Below are 19,793 nucleotides of genomic sequence, written 5' to 3' on the forward strand. Positions count from 1 at the left end.
CCGTCCGAGCCCCCTGAACCGTAGATAACGCGCAGGTCACGGCCCACTTATCGAGTTTTTATGTACGTTGTTGAGCATTCGACTGTTGCGGATCTCCCGATGTGGAACACTTCCTGTCAACTCGCTGGGAAGACCCGGCGGAGAGTATGAAGTCCTTGCAGGTCAGCATGGGTTGAGAAGGCGAGCGTGCAGGGTGCGGGAAGGAGTTGCGGCTGGAGTGGACACGGAACCGGTCACGGTGACGGCCGCATACCGGGTGGAGTCCGGCCGCGAAAGCGAGTTCTATGGCTGGGCGATTGAGATGCTCAATGCCGCGGCAAGTCTTCCGGGATACCTGGGGGGTGGCGTCATGGGCTCCGGTCAGGCGTCCTCCGAGTGGCACGTCATCTACCGGTTCGACAGGGAAGTATCCGCACAGGCATGGGAAACCTCGCTCGAGCGCGCCCGGTTGGCGACTCGGGCCGGGCCCTTCGTACAAGAAAAGGGAACTCAGCGCACCTCAGGACTGCAGAACTGGTTGAAGGGTCCGGTGCGGCCGCTGCCGCCGCCCCCCAAATGGAAACTCTGGCTGGTGAACCTGAGCGCCGTGTTCCCTCCGGTCCTCATCTTCAACGTGCTGGTGATCCCGTTCCTCGAGGGCACCAATTTCCTGCTGCGGACCCTGGCTCTGTGTCTTGGCGTGACCGCGATGGTGACCTGGCTCGTCATGCCGCGCCTGCAGCGGCTCCTCAAGAAGTGGCTCTACCCGCCGCTTCAGTCGATCCGAGGACGTCACAGGCGCATGGCGGTGGACGGCCCGAAGCAAGGAGGCAAATCCGGATGGAATCGCTGAGGACGCTCCTCGTCGATAATTACGACTCGTACACGTACAACCTCTTCCATCTGCTCACCGAGGTCAACGGTGAGGAACCGGAGGTGCTTCTCAACGACGCGCCCGAATGCGCGGGCATCGACCTCTCCGAGTTCGACAACATCGTGGTCTCCCCCGGCCCCGGACATCCGGCCGACGCCCGTGACTTCGCCGGTGCCGCCCGGCTGATCGAGCGCGCCACGATTCCGGTGCTGGGCGTGTGCCTGGGCCATCAGGGCATCGCGCTCGGCGCCCAGGCCCGGGTGGTGCCCGCCCCCGAGCCGCGGCACGGCCATCTCTCCCGCATCAAGCACGGCGGGAAGGGCATCTTCCGCGGAATCCCCCAGGACTTCACCGCCGTCCGCTACCACTCGCTGTGCGTGGCCGAGCCGCTGCCGCTGGGGCTCCAGGGCATCGCCTGGTCCGAGGACGGCGTCCTGATGGCGCTGCGCCACCGGGCCCGCCCGCTGTGGGGTGTGCAGTTCCACCCGGAGTCGGTGCTCACCGGATACGGCCACCGGATGTTCAGCAACTTCCGCGATCTGACCATCGAGCACGCCAACGGCGACTCCGTGACGTCCATCGCCTCCCCCGGCGGGCCCCGCAAGCCCCGCGCCCCGCGCCCCGCGAAGCCGGTGGTGACGAGCGCCCCGGCCGCGGCCGCCACGAAGGCCCGCTCCTACCGGCTGCACGCCCGCTGGCTGGCCGACGCGACCGACACCGAGGCGGCCTTCACCCGGCTGTACGCGGACGCGCCGCGCGCCTTCTGGCTGGACAGTTCGCGCACCCAGTCCGGCGAGGCGCGGTTCTCCTTCCTCGGCGACGGACAGGGGCCCCTCTCCGAGTTCGTGGCGTATGACACCGCCACCAAGGTGTGCGAGATCGAGCGCCCCGGGCAGCCCGCCACCACGTACGAGGGCAGCGTCTTCGACTACCTGAAGCGCGAGCTGGCCGCCCGCGAAGTACACGCCCCGGACCTGCCGTTCGACTTCACCGGCGGCTACGTGGGCTACCTCGGCTACGAGATGAAGGCCGACTGCGGCGCCCCCGGCCGCCACGAGGCCGCCACCCCGGACGCCTGCTGGCTCTTCGCCGACCGCTTCGTCGCCGTCGACCACCAGGAGGGCGTCACCTACATCTGCAGTCTCAGCGAGGACACCCCCGACGGCCACCGCGACGCCAAGGAGTGGCTGGACGCGACCGTGACCGTGCTGACCGGGGTGCCCGCCCAGAACGAACCCCTGCCCGCGCCGCCGCCGCTCACCACCACCGCCGCCGTCGAACCGTGGCTGGTCCGGGACCGCGAGAAGTACCTCGCCTCGATCGAGGCGAGCCTGCGCGAGCTGCGCTCCGGGGTGAGCTACGAGGTCTGCCTCACCAACTCCGCGTGGCTGCCCGCGCCGAGCGACTCGTACACCTTCTACCGGACGCTGCGCCGCTGCAACCCGGCCCCGTACGCCGCCTACCTGCGGTTCGGCGACACCGACGTGGCGTGCGCCTCCCCCGAGCGCTTCCTGCGCGTCACCCCGGACGGCATCGCCGAGGCCAAGCCGATCAAGGGCACGGCGCCGCGCTCCGGTGACCCCGACAAGGACGCCCGGGCGCTGGCCGCCCTCGCCACCAGCGCCAAGCCCCGGGCCGAGAACCTGATGATCGTCGACCTGCTCCGCAACGACCTGGGGCGGGTGTGCAAACCGGGCAGCGTGTACGTCCCGCGGCTGATGAACACCGAGTCGTACGCCACCGTGCACCAGCTGGTGTCCACCGTGCGCGGGCGGCTGCGCCAGGACACCAGCACCGTGGACTGCGTACGGGCCTGCTTCCCGGGCGGCTCGATGACCGGCGCCCCCAAGCTGCGCACCATGGAGATCATCGACTCGCTGGAGACCGAGGCCCGCGGTGTGTACTCGGGTGCTCTCGGCTTCCTCAGCTGCAACGGCGCGGCCGACCTCAGCATCGTGATCCGCACCGCGGTGTTCACCGGCGGCCGGATGCACATCGGCGCGGGCGGCGCCATCGTCCTCGACTCCGATCCGGCCGAGGAGTACGAGGAGATGCTGCTGAAGACCGCGGCGACGATGCGCGCCTACGACGTCTCGGAACAGCGGCCCGCCGGTGAGCTGGACGACCTGCTGGTGGCGGCGGCCCCGTCGCTGCCGGACTCCCCCGCGAAGGAGCTGGAACGGTGACCGCCCTCTCGGATCTGTCCGACCTCCCGGGCCTCCCGGGCCTCCCGGGCCTCTCACATGGCTCGGAGTCCGCCCTCGTCGACCCGGTCCTCGGCCACTCGGGGCTCGCGTCGTCCGGCCCGTCGGTCTTCGTCCCGTCGGTGTCCGCCAACGTGGCCGCGCATCTGGCGGCGCTCGCCGACCGGTGCGGCTGGACGGCCCGGCCCGCCTTCCTGGAGGCGCACCGGGTCTGGACCCATGGCGAGGTCCACGACCGTGCCGCCCGCGCCGCCACCGTGCTGGCCGGGCGCGGGGTGGGCGCCGGGGACCGGGTGCTGATAGCGCTGCCCGACGGCATCATGTGGGTGGCCACCTTCCTGGCCGTCGCCCGGCTGGGGGCGGTGGCGGTGCTGGTCAACCCCGGGCTCACCGCCGACGACCACCGGCTCATGGCCGAGGACTCGCGGGCCGCGCTGTGTGTCTCGGGCCCCGGCCTCCAGGACCACTTCGACACCGCGCGCTGGCTCGGCGCCGACCAGCTGTCGGCGCTCACGGGCCCGGACGGCGTCGACGCCGCGGCCGCGGCGTGCGAAGCCGAGCCGGTGACGGCCGACGCCCCGCTGTACATCCAGTACACCTCGGGAACCACCGGCCGCCCGAAACCGGTGACCCACACCCATGGCCATGTGGCGGCGTACTACGACCTGGTGGGCCGGGACGTGCTGGACATCCGCCCGGACGACGTGACGTTCTCGGTGTCCAAGCTGTTCTACGCCTACGGGTTCGGGAACGCGTTCGTCTTCCCGCTGTTCTCGGGGTCGTCCGCGGTGCTGAGCGCGCAGCGTCCAGGCCCCGGCCTCACCGACGACCTGGTGGCCCGGCACCGGGTGACCCTGCTGTACTCGGTGCCGTCCGCGTACGCCGCCCTGGTGGACGAGCGCGGCACCGGGCACACACCGTGCTTCGCCTCGGTGCGCGCGGCCGTCAGCGCGGGCGAGAGCTTGCCCCGCGGGCTGGGGGAACGGGTCGCCGAAATGCTGGGCGCCCCGGTGCTGGAGCAGATCGGCTCCACCGAGGCGGGCCACGCCTTCTGCGCCAACACGGTCTGGGAGAACGCCCCCGGCACCCTGGGCCGCCCGGTGCCGCGCTACGAGCTGGAGCTGCGGGACGGCAAGGGCGCCGTGGTGGCCGCCGCCGAAGGCGAGGCGGCCGAGGGCGAGTTGTGGGTGCGTGGGCCGACGGTGGCCGCCACCCGCCCGGCCGGCGACGGCTGGCTCGCCACCCGGGACCGGGTCCGGCGCAACCCGGACGGCACGTACCAGCACCTGGGCCGGGTCGACGATCTGGAGATGGTCGGCGGGATCACCGTGTCCCCGCTGGAGGTCGAGGAGGTGCTGCGGCACCACCCGGACGTACGGGAGGTGGCGGTGGCCGCCGTCCCCGACAGCCGGGGCGCGACCCGGCTGCACGCCTTCGTGGTGCCGACCGCGCCGGTGGCCGGTGGCCGGACCGTCGACGAGCGGGCCCTGTCGGACGACCTGATCGCGCTGGCCCGCAAGCGGCTCGCCGCGTTCAAGGCGCCGCGCACGGTGCGGGTGGTGGCGTCCCTGCCCCGCACGCAGACCGGCAAGCTGCGCCGCCATGTCGTACGGACGGGCGCCTGGTGACAGTCCGTCTTCCCGCCGGACACCGTCCCGCCGCCCCCGCGCGCACCCTCTCGTGAACGATTCCGAACGGTAGGTACTGGATATGTTGGAGCGGCTACTCCCCGAGCGCGGGTTCTACCTCGGGCAGATGTTCCAGGAGGCCGCGGCCCGGTACGGCAGGGTCCGGGTGACGCTCGACCGGCCGCTGGACGTCGCACCGGACGCCGGTACGGACCTCGGGTACACCGATCTGGCGGATCTGGTCGACGATCTGGCCGCCCGGCTGTGGTCGGCGGGGGTGCGGCCGAGCGAGCATGTGGCGATCCACAAGAGCGACAACGTCGACATCGTGCTGCTGGCCTGCGCCGTCTCCCGGATCGGCGCGGTGCCCGCCCTGCTGTCGCCGTCGCTGGACGGCGGGGTGGCCGCGGTGCTGCTCGACCGGCTCCACGCGCCCTGGCTGATCACCGACCGGGCGGCGCTGGAATCCACCCTGAGCGGTCTGGACACCGGGCTCGCCCGCGGGGTGCTCACGGTGGACGAGGCGCCCGGCAACGGCAACGCCATCCCGCTCGCCGTGTACGCCGGGGTGCCGCGCCGCGCGCCCATCCGGCTGCACCCCCGCGAACCCTCGCTGATCACGCACAGCTCGGGCACCACCGGCATCCCCAAGCTGGCGGTGCACTGCGCGCACACCATGTGGAACCGGCTGGTACCGCAGCAGGCGCTCGGGCGGGCCACCCGCGGCGAGTCCGCCGCGCTGCACATGTCGTTCGTGCACTCCCGCTTCTACCATCTGCTGGGTGTGCTGCTGCACTTCGGCAGCCCGCTGCTGCTGCTCCTCGACCCCGACCCGGCCCACGCGGGCCCGCTGCTGGCCAAGTACCGGCCCGGGATCGTGGAGACCCACCCCAACACCTTCGTGCTGTGGGAGGACCTGACCGACGCGCCCGGGATGCCGCTGGCCAACGTACGGGCGTACGGCTCCACCTTCGACGCCATCCATCCGCGCACCGTGCAGCGGCTGCTCGGCGCGTCCCGCCGCCGGGACCCGCGGCTGGTGCAGCTGTACGGGCAGAGCGAGACCGGGCCGATCGCCTTCGGCTGGTACACCCGGCGCGGCGCGGACCGGGTGCAGGGGCGGCGGGTGGGCACCGGCATCCCCGGGTTCACCCGGATACGGGTGGTGGACGAGCGGGGCCGGACGTGTCCGCCGGGCAAGCCGGGGGCCATCGAGGCCCGTACCCGCGGCCGGATTCTCACCTATCTCGGCGCCCCCGACCAGTACGCCCAGCAGGTGGACCGCGGCTGGTGGCGGATGGGCGACATGGGCTACCGCGACCGCTGGGGCGCGCTGTACCTGCTCGACCGCGAGGTCGACCAGCACGCCACGGTCGACTCCAATCTGGAGGTCGAGGACGAGCTGCTGTCCCGGGTCGCCGAACTCCGCGAGGTGGTCATCGTCCACGGTCCCAGCCTGGAGCCGGTGCCGGTGGTGTGCACCCGCGGGGACCTGCCGCTGGACGCCGGACGCTGGCGTACGGCCACCTCGGACCTGCCGCCGCTGGCCGATCCGGTGCAGTGCCGCTTCGAGGACCTGCCCCGCACCGGCACCTGGAAGATCAAGCGGCTGGAGATCAGCCGGCTGCTGGCCGAGGGCGGGCTGCCCACGCTGTCCACCGTCCGGGCCCATGGCTGACCCGGCGGAGATCGCGCGGCCGGTCCTGGTGGTGGGTGCCGGGCCGGTCGGGATGACGGCGGCGCTCGCCCTGCGGGCCCGCGGACTGCCGGTCACCGTGCTGGAGTCGGGGGCGAAGGACCGGGTGCGGCCCGGGAGCCGGGCGCTGTTCGTGCACCGGCAGTCGCTGAAGCTGCTGGAGCGGGCCCGCCCCGGGCTCGGGCAGCGCGTCGCGGCGTACGGCACGACCTGGCGGACCCGGCGCACCCTCTACCGCGGGCGCCAGGTGTTCGCGCGGACCTATCCGGAGGCCGCGAACGGCGGCGGCGATGACAGGCTGCCCGCCTTCGCGAGCCTGCGCCAGGTGGACACCGAGCGCTTTCTGTTCGAGGCGTGCCTGGAGGCGGGCGTGGACTTCCGCTTCGACGCCGAGGTGACCGGGGTCGAGGCCACCGGCACCGGGGTGACGGTGACGGCGGCGGACGGCGACAGCTGGACGGCCGGGCACGCGATCGCCGCCGACGGCGCCCGCTCCGGGGTGCGCCGGGCGCTGAACATCCCGCTGGAGGGCACCCGTTCCGACGGCTATCACGTGGTGGTGGACGTGGCGGACCCGGCGGGCGGGGAGATGTCGTTCGAGCGGGTCTTCCACTACGAGCACCCCGCCGCCGGCGGCCGCACCGTGCTGCGGGTGCCGTTCACCGGCGGCTTCCAGATCGACTTGCAGTGCCGGGCGGACGACCCGCCGGGTACGTACGACACCGAGCAGGCGGTGCGCCGCTGGCTGCCCCGGCTGGTGGGCGCGGACTGCGCCCACCATGTGCTGTGGGTGTCCCGGTACCACTTCCTGCGCAAGGTGGCCGCGTCGTTCACCGATCCGGCGGGCCGGGTGCTGCTGACGGGCGAGGCGGCGCATCTGTTCCCGCCCTTCGGGGCGCGCGGGATGAACAGCGGGATCGCGGACGCGGTCGCGGCGGCCGACGCGATTTCGACGGCATGCTCCGACCCCACGCGGGCACCCGTGGCCATCGGCGAGTTCGCTTCCACCCGTCGCCGTGCCGCGCTGTTCAACAGCGTGGCCGCGGGGGCGGCCCTGGACCATATGCGGCCCCGCCGCTGGGGGCGGATGACCCAGCGCGCGGCGGCCACGCTGGCCCCGGTGGTCCCCCGGTGCGGTGCGTGGCTGGAGCACGCCCCGTACGGCCCCCGCGGCGGCCCGAAGGCCGACGCGGCGCGGAAGTACTGACGGTGGAGGGAACGAACGCGTGAACACGGATACGGACACGGCCAGGGACACGAACACGGGCACGGACCGGGTCGCGACGGCCCGGGACACCGGCCGGGGGAAGCCGTCGGAGCAGCAGCAGTGGACGCTGATGTGGCGCGAGGACGGCGGGCTGATGCCGTCGCGCCCGGTGCCCGACAGCGCGCTGCTGGCCGCCGACTCCTGGCTGGTCGACGAGGGGCGGGCGCGGGCGCTGGGCCACCACCACCGGCGGTTCGCCGCCGCGTGCGCCGAGGCGACGGGCGACTCCCCGGCCCGGATCGAGAGCTTCTGGCAGGACGCGGTGGCGGCGCTGCCACGCACCGGCCGCTGGTTCCCCCGGGTCGAACTGGCCGGTCCGGAGCCCGCCCGGCTCTACTTACGGATACGGCCCGCACCGCCCCGGACGGCCGATGTGGCCGTCTGTCTGACCGAGGAGTTCGACCCGCGCATCCATCCGCGCCGCAAGGGACCGGATCTGTCCCTGCTGGCGCATCTGCGCCACCGGGCCGCCCAGCGCGGCGCGCAGGAGCTGTTGCTCACCACCCCCTCCGGTCTGGTGCTGGAGGGGACGACGGCGAACGTCCTGTGGTGGGAGGACGACGTCCTGTGCCTGCCGCCGCCGGACCTGCCGCTGCTGGCGGGCGTCACCACGACCCTGATCCAGGAGCACGCGGCGGAGCTGGGCGTCCGTACCGAACACCGCCGGTGTCCCGTCCAGGAGCTGGACGGGCGCGAGGTGTGGCTGGTCAACGCGTTGCACGGGATACGTCCCGTGGCCGCGTGGCTCGGCCGTCCGCTGCGCGCGGGACCGGCCCTGCGCGCCGCTTCCTGGCAGAGCTGGCTCGACAGCTGTGCCGATGTCCTCATGCCGACGAACGGAGTTCACCCATGACCGCGACCGCACCCGGCCCCCGGACCACCACCGCCCGGCTGGAGCTGAAGAAGCTGGCCCCCAAGGTGTCCGCCGCGATGGGTGCCCTGCACGCGGCGGCCGTCGAGGCGGCGCAGGAGGCGAAGGTCGAGCCCGAGCTGCTCGAACTGGTCAGAATCCGCGCCTCCCAGCTCAACGGCTGCGCGTTCTGCCTGGACATGCACACCAAGGACGCCCGGGCCCAGGGCGAGACCGAGCAGCGCATCTACGCCCTGAACGCCTGGCGGGAGACCCCGTTCTTCACCGAGCGCGAGCGGGCCGCGCTCGCCCTGACCGAGGCCGTCACCGATGTGAGCGACGGCCACGTCCCGGACGAGGTCCACCGGGCCGCGTCCGAGGTGTTCGACGAACCGCAGATGGCGGCCTTGATCTGGGCCGCGGTCGTCATCAACGCGTACAACCGCACGGCGATCAGCGCCCGGATGGTGCCCGGCGCGTATCAGCCCGCTCCTCGCACCTGACCCACTGCCCGTCGCGTGGCGCGCCATGGGGCACCCCCGGCGCATGGCGCGCCGCGCGACGACGTCAGCACTCGCTGGAGGCCTTGAGACCATGAACACCCACGGACCGCGGGGCGCTTTCGGACCCCATCCGCCCCTGCTGGGCCGTCCGGCCAGGGGGCGCAACCCGTTGCGCAGGCGGACTGACCGGGTCCAGTCCTGGTGCACCGTGCTCTTTCTGCTGGTCCTCGCGATCGGCCTGCCGATGGCCGCGGTCGGCGCGGGGAACGCCGCGTACGCGTCGCAGATGCGCGTCGTGCACGACCAGGCCGCGGCGCGGCACCAGGTCACCGCGCGGCTCGCCGAGTCCCCGCAGGGCGGGCCGGGCCAGTCGGAGGCCACCGAGCTGAGGATGGCGAAGGTCAGCTGGACCGGCGGGGACGGCGCCCGGCACATCGGTGTGGCCACGGTGCCCGGCCGTGCGGACTCGGGTACGGAGGTACGGGTGTGGGTGGGCTCGGACGGGGATCTCGCCCAGCCGCCCACTTCCGCCTCGACCGCGCGGACGATGGGCTGGTTCACCGGCATGCTGACCGCCGCGGTGGTGGCCGGGGCGGCGTTCGCGGGGCGGGCCCGGGTCCGGTACGTGCTGGACCGGCGCCGGTACGCGAGCTGGGACACGGAGTGGAAGGCGGTGGAACCCGCGTGGTCCGGCCGGAACCGTCGCTGAACGGTTAATCACCGGGCGGCCGGGACGCGGCGGCGCCGACGTCCTCGGCCGCCTTGGCGAGCAGGTCGAGCATGGCCAGCTCCGCGCCCGGTGCGTCCCGGTCGCGGACCGCGTCCAGCACCCGGCGGTGGCTGGGCACCGGGTCGTCGGCGTCCCCGTGGGCGTGCACCAGCCGGTCGCGCTCGCGCAGCCCGGGCTCCAGGATCAGCTCGAACCGGGCGAGGAGTTCGTTGCCGGTGGCGGCGAGCAGCGCCCGGTGGAAGGCGGCGTCGGCGTCGGCCTCGGCGGCCAGGTCGCCCCGGGCGCGTTCCATCGCGGTCAGCGCCTCGTCCAGGGCGGTCAGGTCGGCGTCGGTGCGGCGCAGCGCGGCGCGGTGGGCGGCGGCGGGTTCCACGACGGAGCGCACATCGGTGAGGTCGCGCATCAGCCGCTCGCCGTCGCCGCCCGCCATGCGCCAGCGGATCACATCGGCGTCCAGGAGGTTCCAGGCGGAGCGGGGGCGGACGTAGGTGCCGCGCTTCTGCCGGGCGTCGATGAGCCCCTTGCCCGCCAGGACCTTCAGGGATTCGCGCATCACGGTGAGGCTGACGTCCAGTTCGTCGCCGAGGGCCCGCACGTCCAGGGTGTCGCCCTCGGCCCAGTGGCCGCCGACGATGCGGGCGCCCAGCCGCTGGACCACCTGGCCGTGCACACCGCGGCCGGAGTAGGACGCCATGGGGTTTCTCCTCGGGGAAAGGGGCGTTGGGCATTATTTATGAATACATCTTGACACCCCCCAGGCCCGCCCGGACGATGAACCGACCTCACCGACGAGCACGCCGACCGCGGGGAGCCCCCTGTGACGCAGTCGCCGCACGCCCATCTCCCGGCCACTCTGACCATCTCGCTGTGGGACTTCAGCTGGTACACCCGTACCGGCCCGGGCGAGCCCTTCGCCGATCTGGACCGTGCCTTCGAGGACGCCGTCGCCCGCGGCTACAACACGGTACGCGTCTGCGCGATGCCGTATCTGCTCTTCGGCTCGGGACTGGACACCACCCGGCTGCGGCTGCGCCCGCTGGGCGGCGACTACGGGCAGCGGATGCGCTGGTACGACGTGGGCTCGGTCGCCGAGATCGACGGACTCGCCCAGCTGCGGGCGCTGTTCGAGGCGGCCCTGCGGCACGACTGCTACGTCATCCTCTCCAGCTGGGAGTACCAGCAGAGCCCGTCGTTCGCCGAGGACCGCGCCTGGTTCGACGCCCTGATGGCGGTCGATCCCGAGCGGCGCGCCGAGGCGCTCGCGGACGCGCTGGCCGATCTGATCGACTTCCTCGTCGTGCACGGGCTGGACGACCGGATCGCCTTCACCGAGCTGCACAACGAGGTGCAGGGGACCCGGCTCACCGACGGGCTGCGGGGCGAGGACCGGGTCGTCGCGCTGCGCCCGCGGCTGGAGCGCGGTCTCGCCCGGTTCAGGGAGCGCCACCCGAACCGTCCGGTCACCGTCAACTACGCCATGGTGCCGGTCGGTTCGCTGCGCGGGGTGCCCCGCGACATCGACGTCGCCGTCTTCCATCCGTACGTCTACGGCGTGCTCGGCGAGCTGATCGACACCTTCGCGATCCGCGACCGCGCCCGGCCCTTCCCCCAGCCGCGGGCCCGCCGGGAACTGCTGCGCCCCGGCGCGCCCGATCTGGCGGACTGGGTGCCGCCGGAGCGCGACCGGTGGCGGCTGGCGGCCACCACGGTCGGGCCACGGGAGATCTACGTCCACGACTGGTGCGATCCGGCCAAGTGGGACGCCTGGCTGTACGAGCGGTACGCCACCCACCGGCTGGCGATGGAGCAGAAGCTGACCACCTGGATCGACGCCGCCGCGGACTGGGCGGCGGAGACGGGCGTGCCGCTGGTCTTCGGCGAGGGCTGGATCGGCTACACGCCGCTGCACGGCACGTTCGAGGAGGGCCCGGTGGGGGCCGCGTTCTGCCGCCGCGCCGTGGCCGAGGCGGCGCGGGTCGGGGCGTGGGGCGCGGTGGTGTGTTCCAACGCCGCGCCGCAGCACCCGATGTGGCAGGACATCGCGCTCCAGCGGGAGTGCAACGCCGTACTGCGCGGCTGAGCGCACATTCACCTGCCGGTACGCCCGGACGCGGTCACCACTCGGCGAACGAGCCGTCCGCGTGGCGCCAGATCGGGCCGCGCCAGTCGGGGGTGGTCCCGTCCGCGGCGCGTACGGCCCGCTCGTCGACCTCGATGCCGAGCCCGGGGGCGGTCGGCCGGTTGATGTGGCCGTCGTGGAAGCGGAACACCTCGGGGTCGACGACGTAGTCGAGGACTTCGGCGCCGTCGTTGTAGTGGATACCGATGCTCTGTTCCTGGATCAGGAAGTTGGGGGTCGCGAAGGCGATCTGCAGGCTCGCGGCGAGCGAGACCGGGCCGAGCGGGCAGTGCGGGGCGAGGGGGATGTCGAAGACCTCGGCGAGCGAGGCGATGCGCCGCACCTCGGAGATGCCCCCGGCGTGCGAGAGGTCGGGCTGCAGCACGGCGACCCCGGCCCGCAGCGCGGGCAGCGCGTCGGTGCGCGAGTAGAGCCGTTCCCCGGTGGCGATGGGGACGGGCGAGGCGGCGACGAGGTCACCGAGCAGATGGGTGTACTCGGGAAGGACCGGCTCCTCGGCGAACAGCGGGTTGTACGGGGCCAGATGGGGCAGCGTCCGGCGGGCGCCCGCGGCGGTGAAGCGGCCGTGGAAGTCGACCGCGAAGTCCCGGTCCGGCCCCAGGGCCTCGCGCGCGGCGGCGGCGCGGGCCACGACGTCGTCGATGTCGGAGACGGTGGGCAGCCGGTTCATCCGCCCGGAGGCGTTCATCTTGACCGCGGTGAATCCCGCCTCGACCTGGGCGGCGACCGCCTCGCCGATCGCGCTCGGCTCATCGCCGCCGACCCAGCTGTAGGCGCGGACCCGGTCCCGCACCGGGCCGCCGAGCAGGACGTGTACGGGCACACCGAGGGTCTTGCCCGCGATGTCCCACAGCGCCTGGTCGAGCCCGGCGACGGCGCTGGAGAGCACCGGGCCGCCCCGGTAGAAGGAGCCCTTGGTCATGAGCTGCCAGTGGTCCTCGATCCGGCTGGGGTCCTTGCCGACGAGGAGTTCGGACAGCTCGTGGACGGCGGTGCGGACGGTGGCGGCGCGGCCCTCGACCACCGGCTCGCCCCAGCCGACGACGCCCTCGTCGGTCTCCACGCGGCACAGCAGCCAGCGCGGCGGGACGGCGAAGGTCTCCACACGGGTGATGATCACAGGTTGCTCCTCAGGAACTGGTTTTCAGCACGCTCCACCCGCCGTCGACCACCAGCGAGGCGCCGGTGACGAACGAGGCATCGCCGCCGAGCAGGAAGGCGATGGCCCCGGCCACCTCCTCCGGGCGGCCGAGGCGGCGGGCGGCGGTCTGCTCGGCGCTCTTGCGCCGGTCCTCCTCGCTGATCCCCGCCCAGGCGCGGGTGAGGACGGGGCCCGGCAGCACGGCGTTGACCCGCACCCCGGGGCCGTACTCGACCGCCAGCTGACGGGTCAGCCCGGTGAGCCCGGCCTTCCCCGCCGCGTAGGCGGGGCGGCCGGGGAGTCCGACGAGGGCGTGCACGGACGACACCAGGACCGCGCTCCCCCGGGTGGCCCGCAGGCCGGGGAGGCAGGCCCGGAAGCCGAGGAAGGCGGCGGTGAGGCCGACCGACAGCTGCCGGTTCCACTCGTCGAGTCCGATCTCGTCGGCGGGCCCGATCCGCACCGCGCTCGCGTTGCCGACCAGCCCGGACACCGGCCCGTAGGCCTCGGTCGCGGTACGCACCGCCACGTCCCAGGAGGCCTCGTCGGCCACGTCGCAGTACTGGAAGACGGCGGCGCCGCCCTCGTCGCGGATCTCCCGGGCGACCGCCTCGCCCTCCTCGCGCAGCACATCGGCGATCAGCACCCCGGCGCCGTCCGCGGCCAGCCGGCGGGCGGTGGCCGCGCCGATGCCGCCCGCGGCGCCGGTGACGATCACGCAACCGGACCCCGGAGCGGCCTGAGCGGGCCCCGGAGCGGACCCCTGAGCGGAAGAAGAAGGCTTCACGGCCGATATTAAATATGAATTAATGATCGACGCCAAGGGGGCGTCCGAGTCCGGCGGAGTAAAATTCGCTGCACGTGCCGATACGAGGCGAGAGCGCATGCAATGGGCGACAGCACCTACCGCGGATGGCCCCACCACCTCCCCGACCTGGTCTCGGAGGCCGCTCTCGTGGTCGACGAGCGGGGCGTGCTGACCGGCTGGAGCCTGGGCGCGCAAAATCTCCTCGGATACCGGGCCGAGGACGTGGTCGGACACCCGGTGGCCGAGCTGTTCGCCCCCGGCGGCCCGGAGCCGCCCCGCGTCGACGCGTACACCGCCGCCGGAGGCCGCCCCGCGGTGCTGCGCCACCGCGACGGCGAGGAGATCCGCACCGTCCTGTGGGCCCAGCCGTGGTCCCCGGGCGACGGGCGCCCCCACTGGCTGCTGGAGGCCACCCGTGAGGCGTCGGTGCGGCGCCAGGACATCGGCCGCGCACTCCTGGACGGACTGGGCCTGGCGGCACCCGTCGCCATGAGCGTCTACGACGACCAGTGCCGTTGTCTGATGCAGAACGCCGCGCTGCGCCGGCTGAGCGGCGTCCGGGACGAGGAGCGCCTGGGGCGCACCCTGGGCGAGACGGTCTCGCGGGTGGACACCTCCGGAATCGAGGCGATGCAAACCCAGGTACTCCGCCAGGGCGTCGCGGTCGCCGACATCGAGATCCGGGGCCGGGTGCCCTCCGACCCGGGCCGGGAGCGCGTCTGGTCCAACTCGGTCTTCCCGCTCAAGGACCGCTCCGGCCAGGTGTTCGCCGTCTGCCACGCGGTGCTCGACATCACCGAACGGCACCGCGCCCGGGAGCGGCTCGCGGTGCTGAACGACGCCAGCGCCCGCATCGGCTCCACCCTCGACCTGCTGCACACCGCCCAGGAACTGGCGGACGTGGCGGTGCCCCGGCTCGCGGACTTCGCCTGCATCGACCTCATCGACTCGGTCTTCGAGGGCGAGGAGCCGCCCACCGGGGCGGTGGCGCGCGAGAGCGTGTTCCGGCGCGCCGCGCACCAGTCCATCGTGCCCGGCATCCCCGAGGCGGTGGCCGACGTGGAGGACGTGGACGTCCACGCGTCCGCCCCGGACTCCCCCTTCGCCCGTGCCCTGGCCACCGGCACCTCCGTCCTGGAATCGGTGAACGGCCCCGGAGCGGTCCCCGGCTGGCTCGCCGACGATCCGAAACGGGCCGAGGGCATCAAGCGGTGGGGCATCCACTCCTGGATGGTGGTGCCGGTCCGGGCACGCGGCAGCACCCTCGGAGTGGCGGTGTTCCTGCGGCGGCAGCGCACCGACCCCTTCGAACAGGACGATCTGCTGCTCGCCGACGAGATCGTGGCCCGCGCCGCGGTCTGCGTCGACAACGCCCGCCGCTACACCCGCGAACGCGGCACCGCCCTCGCCCTCCAGCGCAGCCTGCTCCCCCAGCGGATGCCCACCCAGGCGGCGGTGGAGGCCCGGTCGCGCTACCTGCCCGCCGGCAGCCGGCTGGGGGTGGGCGGCGACTGGTTCGATGTGATCCCGCTGTCCGGCGCCCGGGTGGCGCTCGTCGTGGGGGACGTGGTCGGCCACGGGATGAAGGCCGCCGTCACCATGGGGCGGCTGCGCACCGCCGTCCGCACCCTGGCCGATCTCGACCTTCCGCCCGATGAACTGCTGGCCCATGTCGACGACCAGGTGCGGCGGCTGGTCGCCGAACAGGCCGACGAGAACCAGGAGTCCGGCGATGCCACCGGCCCCGCGGCCGGTTTCTCGTCCGAACCGGCCATCGACGCCTGGGCCTTCGGCGCCACCTGCGTGTACGCGGTCTATGACCCCATCACCCGGCATCTCACCTTCGCCCGGGCGGGCCACCCCCCGCCCGCCGTCGTCACCCCCGGCGGCCGTGCCTCGTTCCTGGACTCGCCGAACGGGCCGCCGCTGGGCGTGGGCGGGCTGCCGTTCGAGGCCACCGAGGTGGAGCTGCCCGACCGCAGCCTGCTCGTGCTCTACACCGACGGCCTGGTGGAGTCGCGCGACGACGACATCGACGCCGGGCTCGACCGGCTGCGCCGCGCCCTGGACGACGGCTGCCGCGATCTGTCACTGGACGCGGTGTGCGACACCGTCGTCTCCCGGCTGATCCCGGGCCATCCGTCCGACGACGTGGCGCTGCTGGTGGCCCGTACCCGGGCGCTGAGCGACGACCGCTGCGCCGCCTGGGACCTGCCCGCCGAGCCCGAAGTCGTCGCCCTGGCCCGGGCCCAGGTGGCGCGCCAGCTGTCACGGTGGCAGCTGGGCCATCTCGTGGCCACCACCCAGGTCGTGGTCACCGAGCTGCTCACCAACGCGATCGTGCACGCCCGCAGCCCGATCCAACTGCGGCTGGTCAGAAACCAGTCGCTGATCTGCGAGGTCTCCGACAGCAGCGCGGCGGCGCCGCATCTGCGCCGGGCCGGACGGATGGACGAGGGCGGCCGCGGCCTGTTCCTCATCGCCCAGCTCAGCCAGCGCTGGGGCACCCGCTACTCCGGCGACCGCAAGACCATCTGGGCCGAGCAGCCACTGAACGGCCCGCGCCGGTAGCCCCTCCGGTGCTCCTGTGGCCCGGTACTTCCGGTACATACCCGCCCCGGGCGGGTACGGGTTGCGGATGTGAGCGCTTCTCTCCCCGGTCCGGCCGTGCGCCGCGCCCTGCTGGCGGGTTCGGTCGGCAATTTCATCGAGTGGTACGAGTTCGGTGTCTACGGCTTCTTCGCGACGGTCATCGCCACGAACTTCTTCACCCCCGAGGGCGGCAGCGAGATCGAGGGCCTGGTCAGGACCTATGCCTCGTTCGGGCTCGCGTTCTTCTTCCGGCCCCTGGGCGCCGCCGTCTTCGGCCGCACCGGCGACCGGATCGGACGGCGCCCGACCCTGATCCTGGTGCTCGCGCTGATGACGGGCGCCACCACGCTCATCGGCCTGCTGCCCACGTACGACACGGTGGGCGCCGCCGCCCCGTGGCTGCTCACCCTGGCGCGGATTCTGCAGGGGCTCTCCGCGGGCGGGGAGTTCGGCGGCACGGTGTCGGTCATGACGGAGTTCGCTCCGCCGGGGCGCCGCGGGCTGTACGGGGCGTGGCAGTCGTTCACCGTCGCGCTGGGGCTGCTCGCCGGGGCCGGGACCGCCGCCGTCCTGGCCACCGCGCTGAGCGAGGAGGCGCTGAACGACTGGGGCTGGCGGGTGCCGTTCCTGCTGGCCCTGCCGATCGGGCTGACCGCGCTGTGGCTGCGGCTGAGACTTGAGGAGACCCCGTCGTTCCGCAGGACGCACGTGGACACGGGCGCCACGGGCGCCACGGGGACGGCGGGCGCGGCGGCCCTCCCGGTCGCCTCCCGCCGCGAGCTGGCCCGCGCCATCGGCCTGGGCGCCGGGCGCGTCATGGGCTGGGCGGCGGCCGGGTACACGTTCCTGGTCGTCATGCCCTCGTATCTGCAGGCCACTCTGGACGCGAGCTTTCAGCAGGCGCTGGTCGCCACCGTGGTGGCCAACGCAGGTTTCGCGGCCGCCATTCTCCCGGCGGGGCTGCTCAGCGACCGGATCGGACGGCGCCCGGTCATGCTGACCGGTGCCGCCCTGGTGACCGTGCTCGCCTTCCCGCTGCTCAACATCCTTCAGAATCCGGCCAGTTCGGCCCTCGTCCGGGGCGTGGCCGTCCTGGTGGCGGGCGCGGTGGTCGGGCTGATGGCGGGTCCGGGACCGGCGATGCTCGCCGAGATGTTCCCGACCCGGGTCCGGTACACCGGGCTCGGGCTGGCGTACGCGCTGTCGAACGCCGTGTTCTCGGGGTGCGCCGGGCTGATCATCACCGAGGCGATCAAACGGACCGGCGATGCGGACATCCCCGCGTACTACGTGGCGGCGACCGGCGCTCTCAGCCTGATCGCCCTGGCCACCCTGCGCGGCGACACCCACCGGGGCACGCTGCGGGAGGAGGAGCCGCACCCGCCCCGGGACGAGACCGAGGAGGAGACCCCATGCGCGTGATCGGACTCATGTCGGGCACATCCCATGACGCGGTGGACGCGGCGGCCGCCGATCTGGCCCTCGACGGCGACACGCTGGTGCTCGCCCCGCTGGGCCTGATCGGCGCCGCCTATCCGGACACGTTACGCGCGGCCCTGAGCGCCGCGCTGCCACCGGCGGCGACCACCATGGCGGATGTGTGCGCGCTCGACACCCGTATCGGCCAGGCGTTCGCCCGGCTCGCCGTCCGCGCCGACCGGGAGCTGTGCGACGGACGGGCCGATCTGATCAGCTCGCACGGCCAGACCGTGTACCACTGGGCCGAGTACGGCCGGGTGCATGGCACGCTGCAACTCGGCCAGCCCGCCTGGATCGCCGAGGCCACCGGCGTCCCGGTCGTCTCCGACCTGCGCAGCCGGGACGTGGCCGCGGGCGGCCAGGGCGCCCCGCTGGTCAGCCTGGTCGACACGCTGTGGCTGCGCGGGCGGCCCGGGGTGTGCGCCGCCCTGAACCTGGGCGGCATCGCCAACCTCACCGTGGTCCCCCGGGCCGGTGAGCCGCGAGCCTTCGACACCGGCCCCGCGAACGCCCTCATCGACGCGGCGGTACGGGATCTGACGGACGGACGGCTCGACCACGACGCGGACGGCGCCCTCGGCGCACGCGGCACTCTCCACCCCGGGCTGCTGGAACGGCTGCTGGCCGAGCCGTACTACGCGCTCTCCCCGCCCAAGACGACCGGCAAGGAACTGTTCCATCTGCCCTATCTGCGGACCGCGCTGGCGGCCACCGGCCCGGTCGACGGCCACGACGTCATCGCCACCGTCACCGAGCTGACCGCCCGCACCGTGGCCGACGCGGCGCGCTCCGTCCACGCCACCGAGGTGATCGCCTCCGGCGGCGGCACCCGCAACCCCGCTCTGATGGCCGCGCTGCGCCGCACGCTCGGCAGCATCGCCCTGCGGGTCTCCGACGACCTCGGGCTTCCGGCGGCGGCCAAGGAGGCGTACGCCTTCGCCGTCCTGGGCTTCCTGACCGCCCACGGCCTGGTGGGCACGGTTCCGAGCTGCACCGGCGCCCGGCACCCCCGCGTCCTGGGCTCGATCACCCCGGGACGGCGGCCGCTCGCCCTGCCGCCGCCGGACCTCCCGGCGCCGTCCCGGCTGGAGATCTTCCCCCGGTGAGCCGGTTCCTCAGCCGCCTCGTCGGCACCGGAGGAAGATCTGTTCCTCGGGCGGGACGTCCGAGGAGGCCGGTGCGTAGCTGTAGGACGCCTCGTCGACGATCTCGAAGCGGGCCGCCTCGATCACCCCGCGCAGATCGTCCCGCAGATAGCCGGTGACCCGGATGGTGGAGCGGAGGAACGGGATCGAGAAGTCGTCCACGTCGGCCTCCACCATCGACAGGGCGAACAGCCCGCCGGGGGACAGCAGGCGACGGATGGTGCCCAGCGCGAGCGGGATCTCGGCACGGGGCAGCATCAGCAGCGAGAAGAACGCCGTGACCGCGTCGAACCGGCCCAGATCGGCCGGGCCTCCGGGGCGCAGATCGGCGATGTCCAGCTGGTGGAAGTCGGCGCCGGGGACATAGGACCGGGCGAGCCGCACCATTCCGGCGGACAGGTCGACTCCGGTGACCCGGAGCCCGGCGCCGGTCAGCTGGCGCGCGGTGGGGAGCCCGGTGCCGCAGCCCAGATCGAGCACCCGGGAGCCGGGCGGGAGCAGCCCGACGAGCCACTCGCCGGCGGCGAGCTGGCCCTCCTTGTGCGGGAACGCCTCGTCGTAGCGGTCGCCTATGGCGTCGAAGGCCTCGGCCTGACCGGTGCGGTCGAGCCGTATGTTCCGGTAGCCGGTGTCGCCGGTCCCCTTGCTCACGGACACCTCCCCGGGTTTCTCCACGTCACCCCACGTCACCCCCATTGTCCTCGTATTCCGGGTCGGCGCCATGGCCGGAGCACACCTTCCGGGACGTACCTTCCGG

16 protein-coding genes are annotated in these 19,793 nt (G+C 73.3%); 12 read left to right on the forward strand and 4 right to left on the reverse strand.

The genetic code is table 11. The annotated features are described in order from the left end of the window. Positions 1 to 217: 217 nt before the first annotated feature. From ABZ370_RS09455 to ABZ370_RS09490, 8 genes are all read left to right on the forward strand, one after another. Positions 218 to 832 (forward strand): hypothetical protein, encoded by a 615-nt coding sequence (locus ABZ370_RS09455; RefSeq protein WP_358618558.1) that lies wholly within the window; start codon positions 218 to 220, stop codon positions 830 to 832. Next, positions 820 to 3,039: an aminodeoxychorismate synthase component I gene (pabB, locus tag ABZ370_RS09460; RefSeq protein WP_358618560.1), complete on the forward strand. Its 2,220-nt coding sequence runs from the start codon at positions 820 to 822 to the stop codon at positions 3,037 to 3,039. The genes ABZ370_RS09455 and pabB overlap by 13 nt, the downstream gene beginning before the upstream one ends. Before the next feature lie 140 nt (positions 3,040 to 3,179). Continuing rightward, positions 3,180 to 4,685: an AMP-binding protein gene (locus tag ABZ370_RS09465; protein WP_358618797.1), complete on the forward strand. Its 1,506-nt coding sequence runs from the start codon at positions 3,180 to 3,182 to the stop codon at positions 4,683 to 4,685. An 82-nt stretch (positions 4,686 to 4,767) separates the two neighbouring features. Further along, complete coding sequence (locus ABZ370_RS09470) at positions 4,768 to 6,363, forward strand: AMP-binding protein (RefSeq protein ID WP_358618561.1); 1,596 nt, start codon at positions 4,768 to 4,770, stop codon at positions 6,361 to 6,363. After that, the gene (locus ABZ370_RS09475) at positions 6,356 to 7,588 is read left to right on the forward strand and encodes an FAD-dependent monooxygenase (RefSeq protein ID WP_358618562.1); all 1,233 of its coding nucleotides are present in this window, start codon (positions 6,356 to 6,358) and stop codon (positions 7,586 to 7,588) included. The genes ABZ370_RS09470 and ABZ370_RS09475 overlap by 8 nt, the downstream gene beginning before the upstream one ends. A gap of 19 nt (positions 7,589 to 7,607) precedes the next feature. Continuing rightward, positions 7,608 to 8,501, forward strand: coding sequence for an aminotransferase class IV (locus tag ABZ370_RS09480; RefSeq protein ID WP_358618564.1), 894 nt, complete (start codon positions 7,608 to 7,610; stop codon positions 8,499 to 8,501). Beyond that, the gene (locus ABZ370_RS09485; protein ID WP_358618565.1) at positions 8,498 to 9,001 is read left to right on the forward strand and encodes a carboxymuconolactone decarboxylase family protein; all 504 of its coding nucleotides are present in this window, start codon (positions 8,498 to 8,500) and stop codon (positions 8,999 to 9,001) included. The genes ABZ370_RS09480 and ABZ370_RS09485 overlap by 4 nt, the downstream gene beginning before the upstream one ends. Positions 9,002 to 9,170: 169 nt before the next feature. Continuing rightward, the gene (locus ABZ370_RS09490) at positions 9,171 to 9,710 is read left to right on the forward strand and encodes a hypothetical protein (RefSeq protein ID WP_358618567.1); all 540 of its coding nucleotides are present in this window, start codon (positions 9,171 to 9,173) and stop codon (positions 9,708 to 9,710) included. Positions 9,711 to 9,714: 4 nt separating this feature from the next. Here ABZ370_RS09490 and ABZ370_RS09495 read toward each other — a convergent pair whose 3' ends face one another. Beyond that, entirely contained in the window at positions 9,715 to 10,425 is a 711-nt protein-coding gene (locus ABZ370_RS09495; protein ID WP_358618568.1) for an FCD domain-containing protein, read from the reverse strand. 123 nt (positions 10,426 to 10,548) lie between these two features. On the opposite strand from ABZ370_RS09495, the gene ABZ370_RS09500 reads away from it, so the two are divergent. Further along, complete coding sequence (locus ABZ370_RS09500; RefSeq protein WP_358618569.1) at positions 10,549 to 11,811, forward strand: cellulase-like family protein; 1,263 nt, start codon at positions 10,549 to 10,551, stop codon at positions 11,809 to 11,811. 34 nt (positions 11,812 to 11,845) lie between these two features. On the opposite strand, the gene dgoD is transcribed toward ABZ370_RS09500, so the two are convergent. Both dgoD and ABZ370_RS09510 read right to left on the reverse strand, forming a co-directional pair. Continuing rightward, entirely contained in the window at positions 11,846 to 12,991 is a 1,146-nt protein-coding gene (dgoD, locus tag ABZ370_RS09505) for a galactonate dehydratase (RefSeq protein ID WP_358618571.1), read from the reverse strand. Positions 12,992 to 13,001: 10 nt separating this feature from the next. Beyond that, positions 13,002 to 13,730 (reverse strand): SDR family oxidoreductase, encoded by a 729-nt coding sequence (locus tag ABZ370_RS09510; RefSeq protein WP_358618572.1) that lies wholly within the window; start codon positions 13,728 to 13,730, stop codon positions 13,002 to 13,004. A gap of 171 nt (positions 13,731 to 13,901) precedes the next feature. Here ABZ370_RS09510 and ABZ370_RS09515 point away from each other — a divergent pair, with 171 nt between their 5' ends. The 3 genes from ABZ370_RS09515 (at position 13,902) to ABZ370_RS09525 (ending at position 18,997) form a co-directional block, all read left to right on the forward strand. Further along, complete coding sequence (locus ABZ370_RS09515; protein ID WP_358618574.1) at positions 13,902 to 16,391, forward strand: SpoIIE family protein phosphatase; 2,490 nt, start codon at positions 13,902 to 13,904, stop codon at positions 16,389 to 16,391. Between the two features lie 69 nt (positions 16,392 to 16,460). Further along, positions 16,461 to 17,834, forward strand: coding sequence for an MFS transporter (locus ABZ370_RS09520; protein ID WP_358618575.1), 1,374 nt, complete (start codon positions 16,461 to 16,463; stop codon positions 17,832 to 17,834). Further along, the gene (locus ABZ370_RS09525) at positions 17,825 to 18,997 is read left to right on the forward strand and encodes an anhydro-N-acetylmuramic acid kinase (RefSeq protein WP_358618576.1); all 1,173 of its coding nucleotides are present in this window, start codon (positions 17,825 to 17,827) and stop codon (positions 18,995 to 18,997) included. Before ABZ370_RS09520 ends, ABZ370_RS09525 begins: the two co-directional genes overlap by 10 nt. A 9-nt stretch (positions 18,998 to 19,006) precedes the next feature. Here ABZ370_RS09525 and ABZ370_RS09530 read toward each other — a convergent pair whose 3' ends face one another. After that, a complete protein-coding gene (locus ABZ370_RS09530) occupies positions 19,007 to 19,693 on the reverse strand; it encodes a class I SAM-dependent methyltransferase (RefSeq protein WP_358618799.1) in 687 nt (228 codons plus the stop codon). Positions 19,694 to 19,793: the final 100 nt, after the last annotated feature.

The sequence above is a fragment of the Streptomyces sp. NPDC005962 genome (genome assembly GCF_040629205.1).
GTDB lineage: Bacteria > Actinomycetota > Actinomycetes > Streptomycetales > Streptomycetaceae > Streptomyces.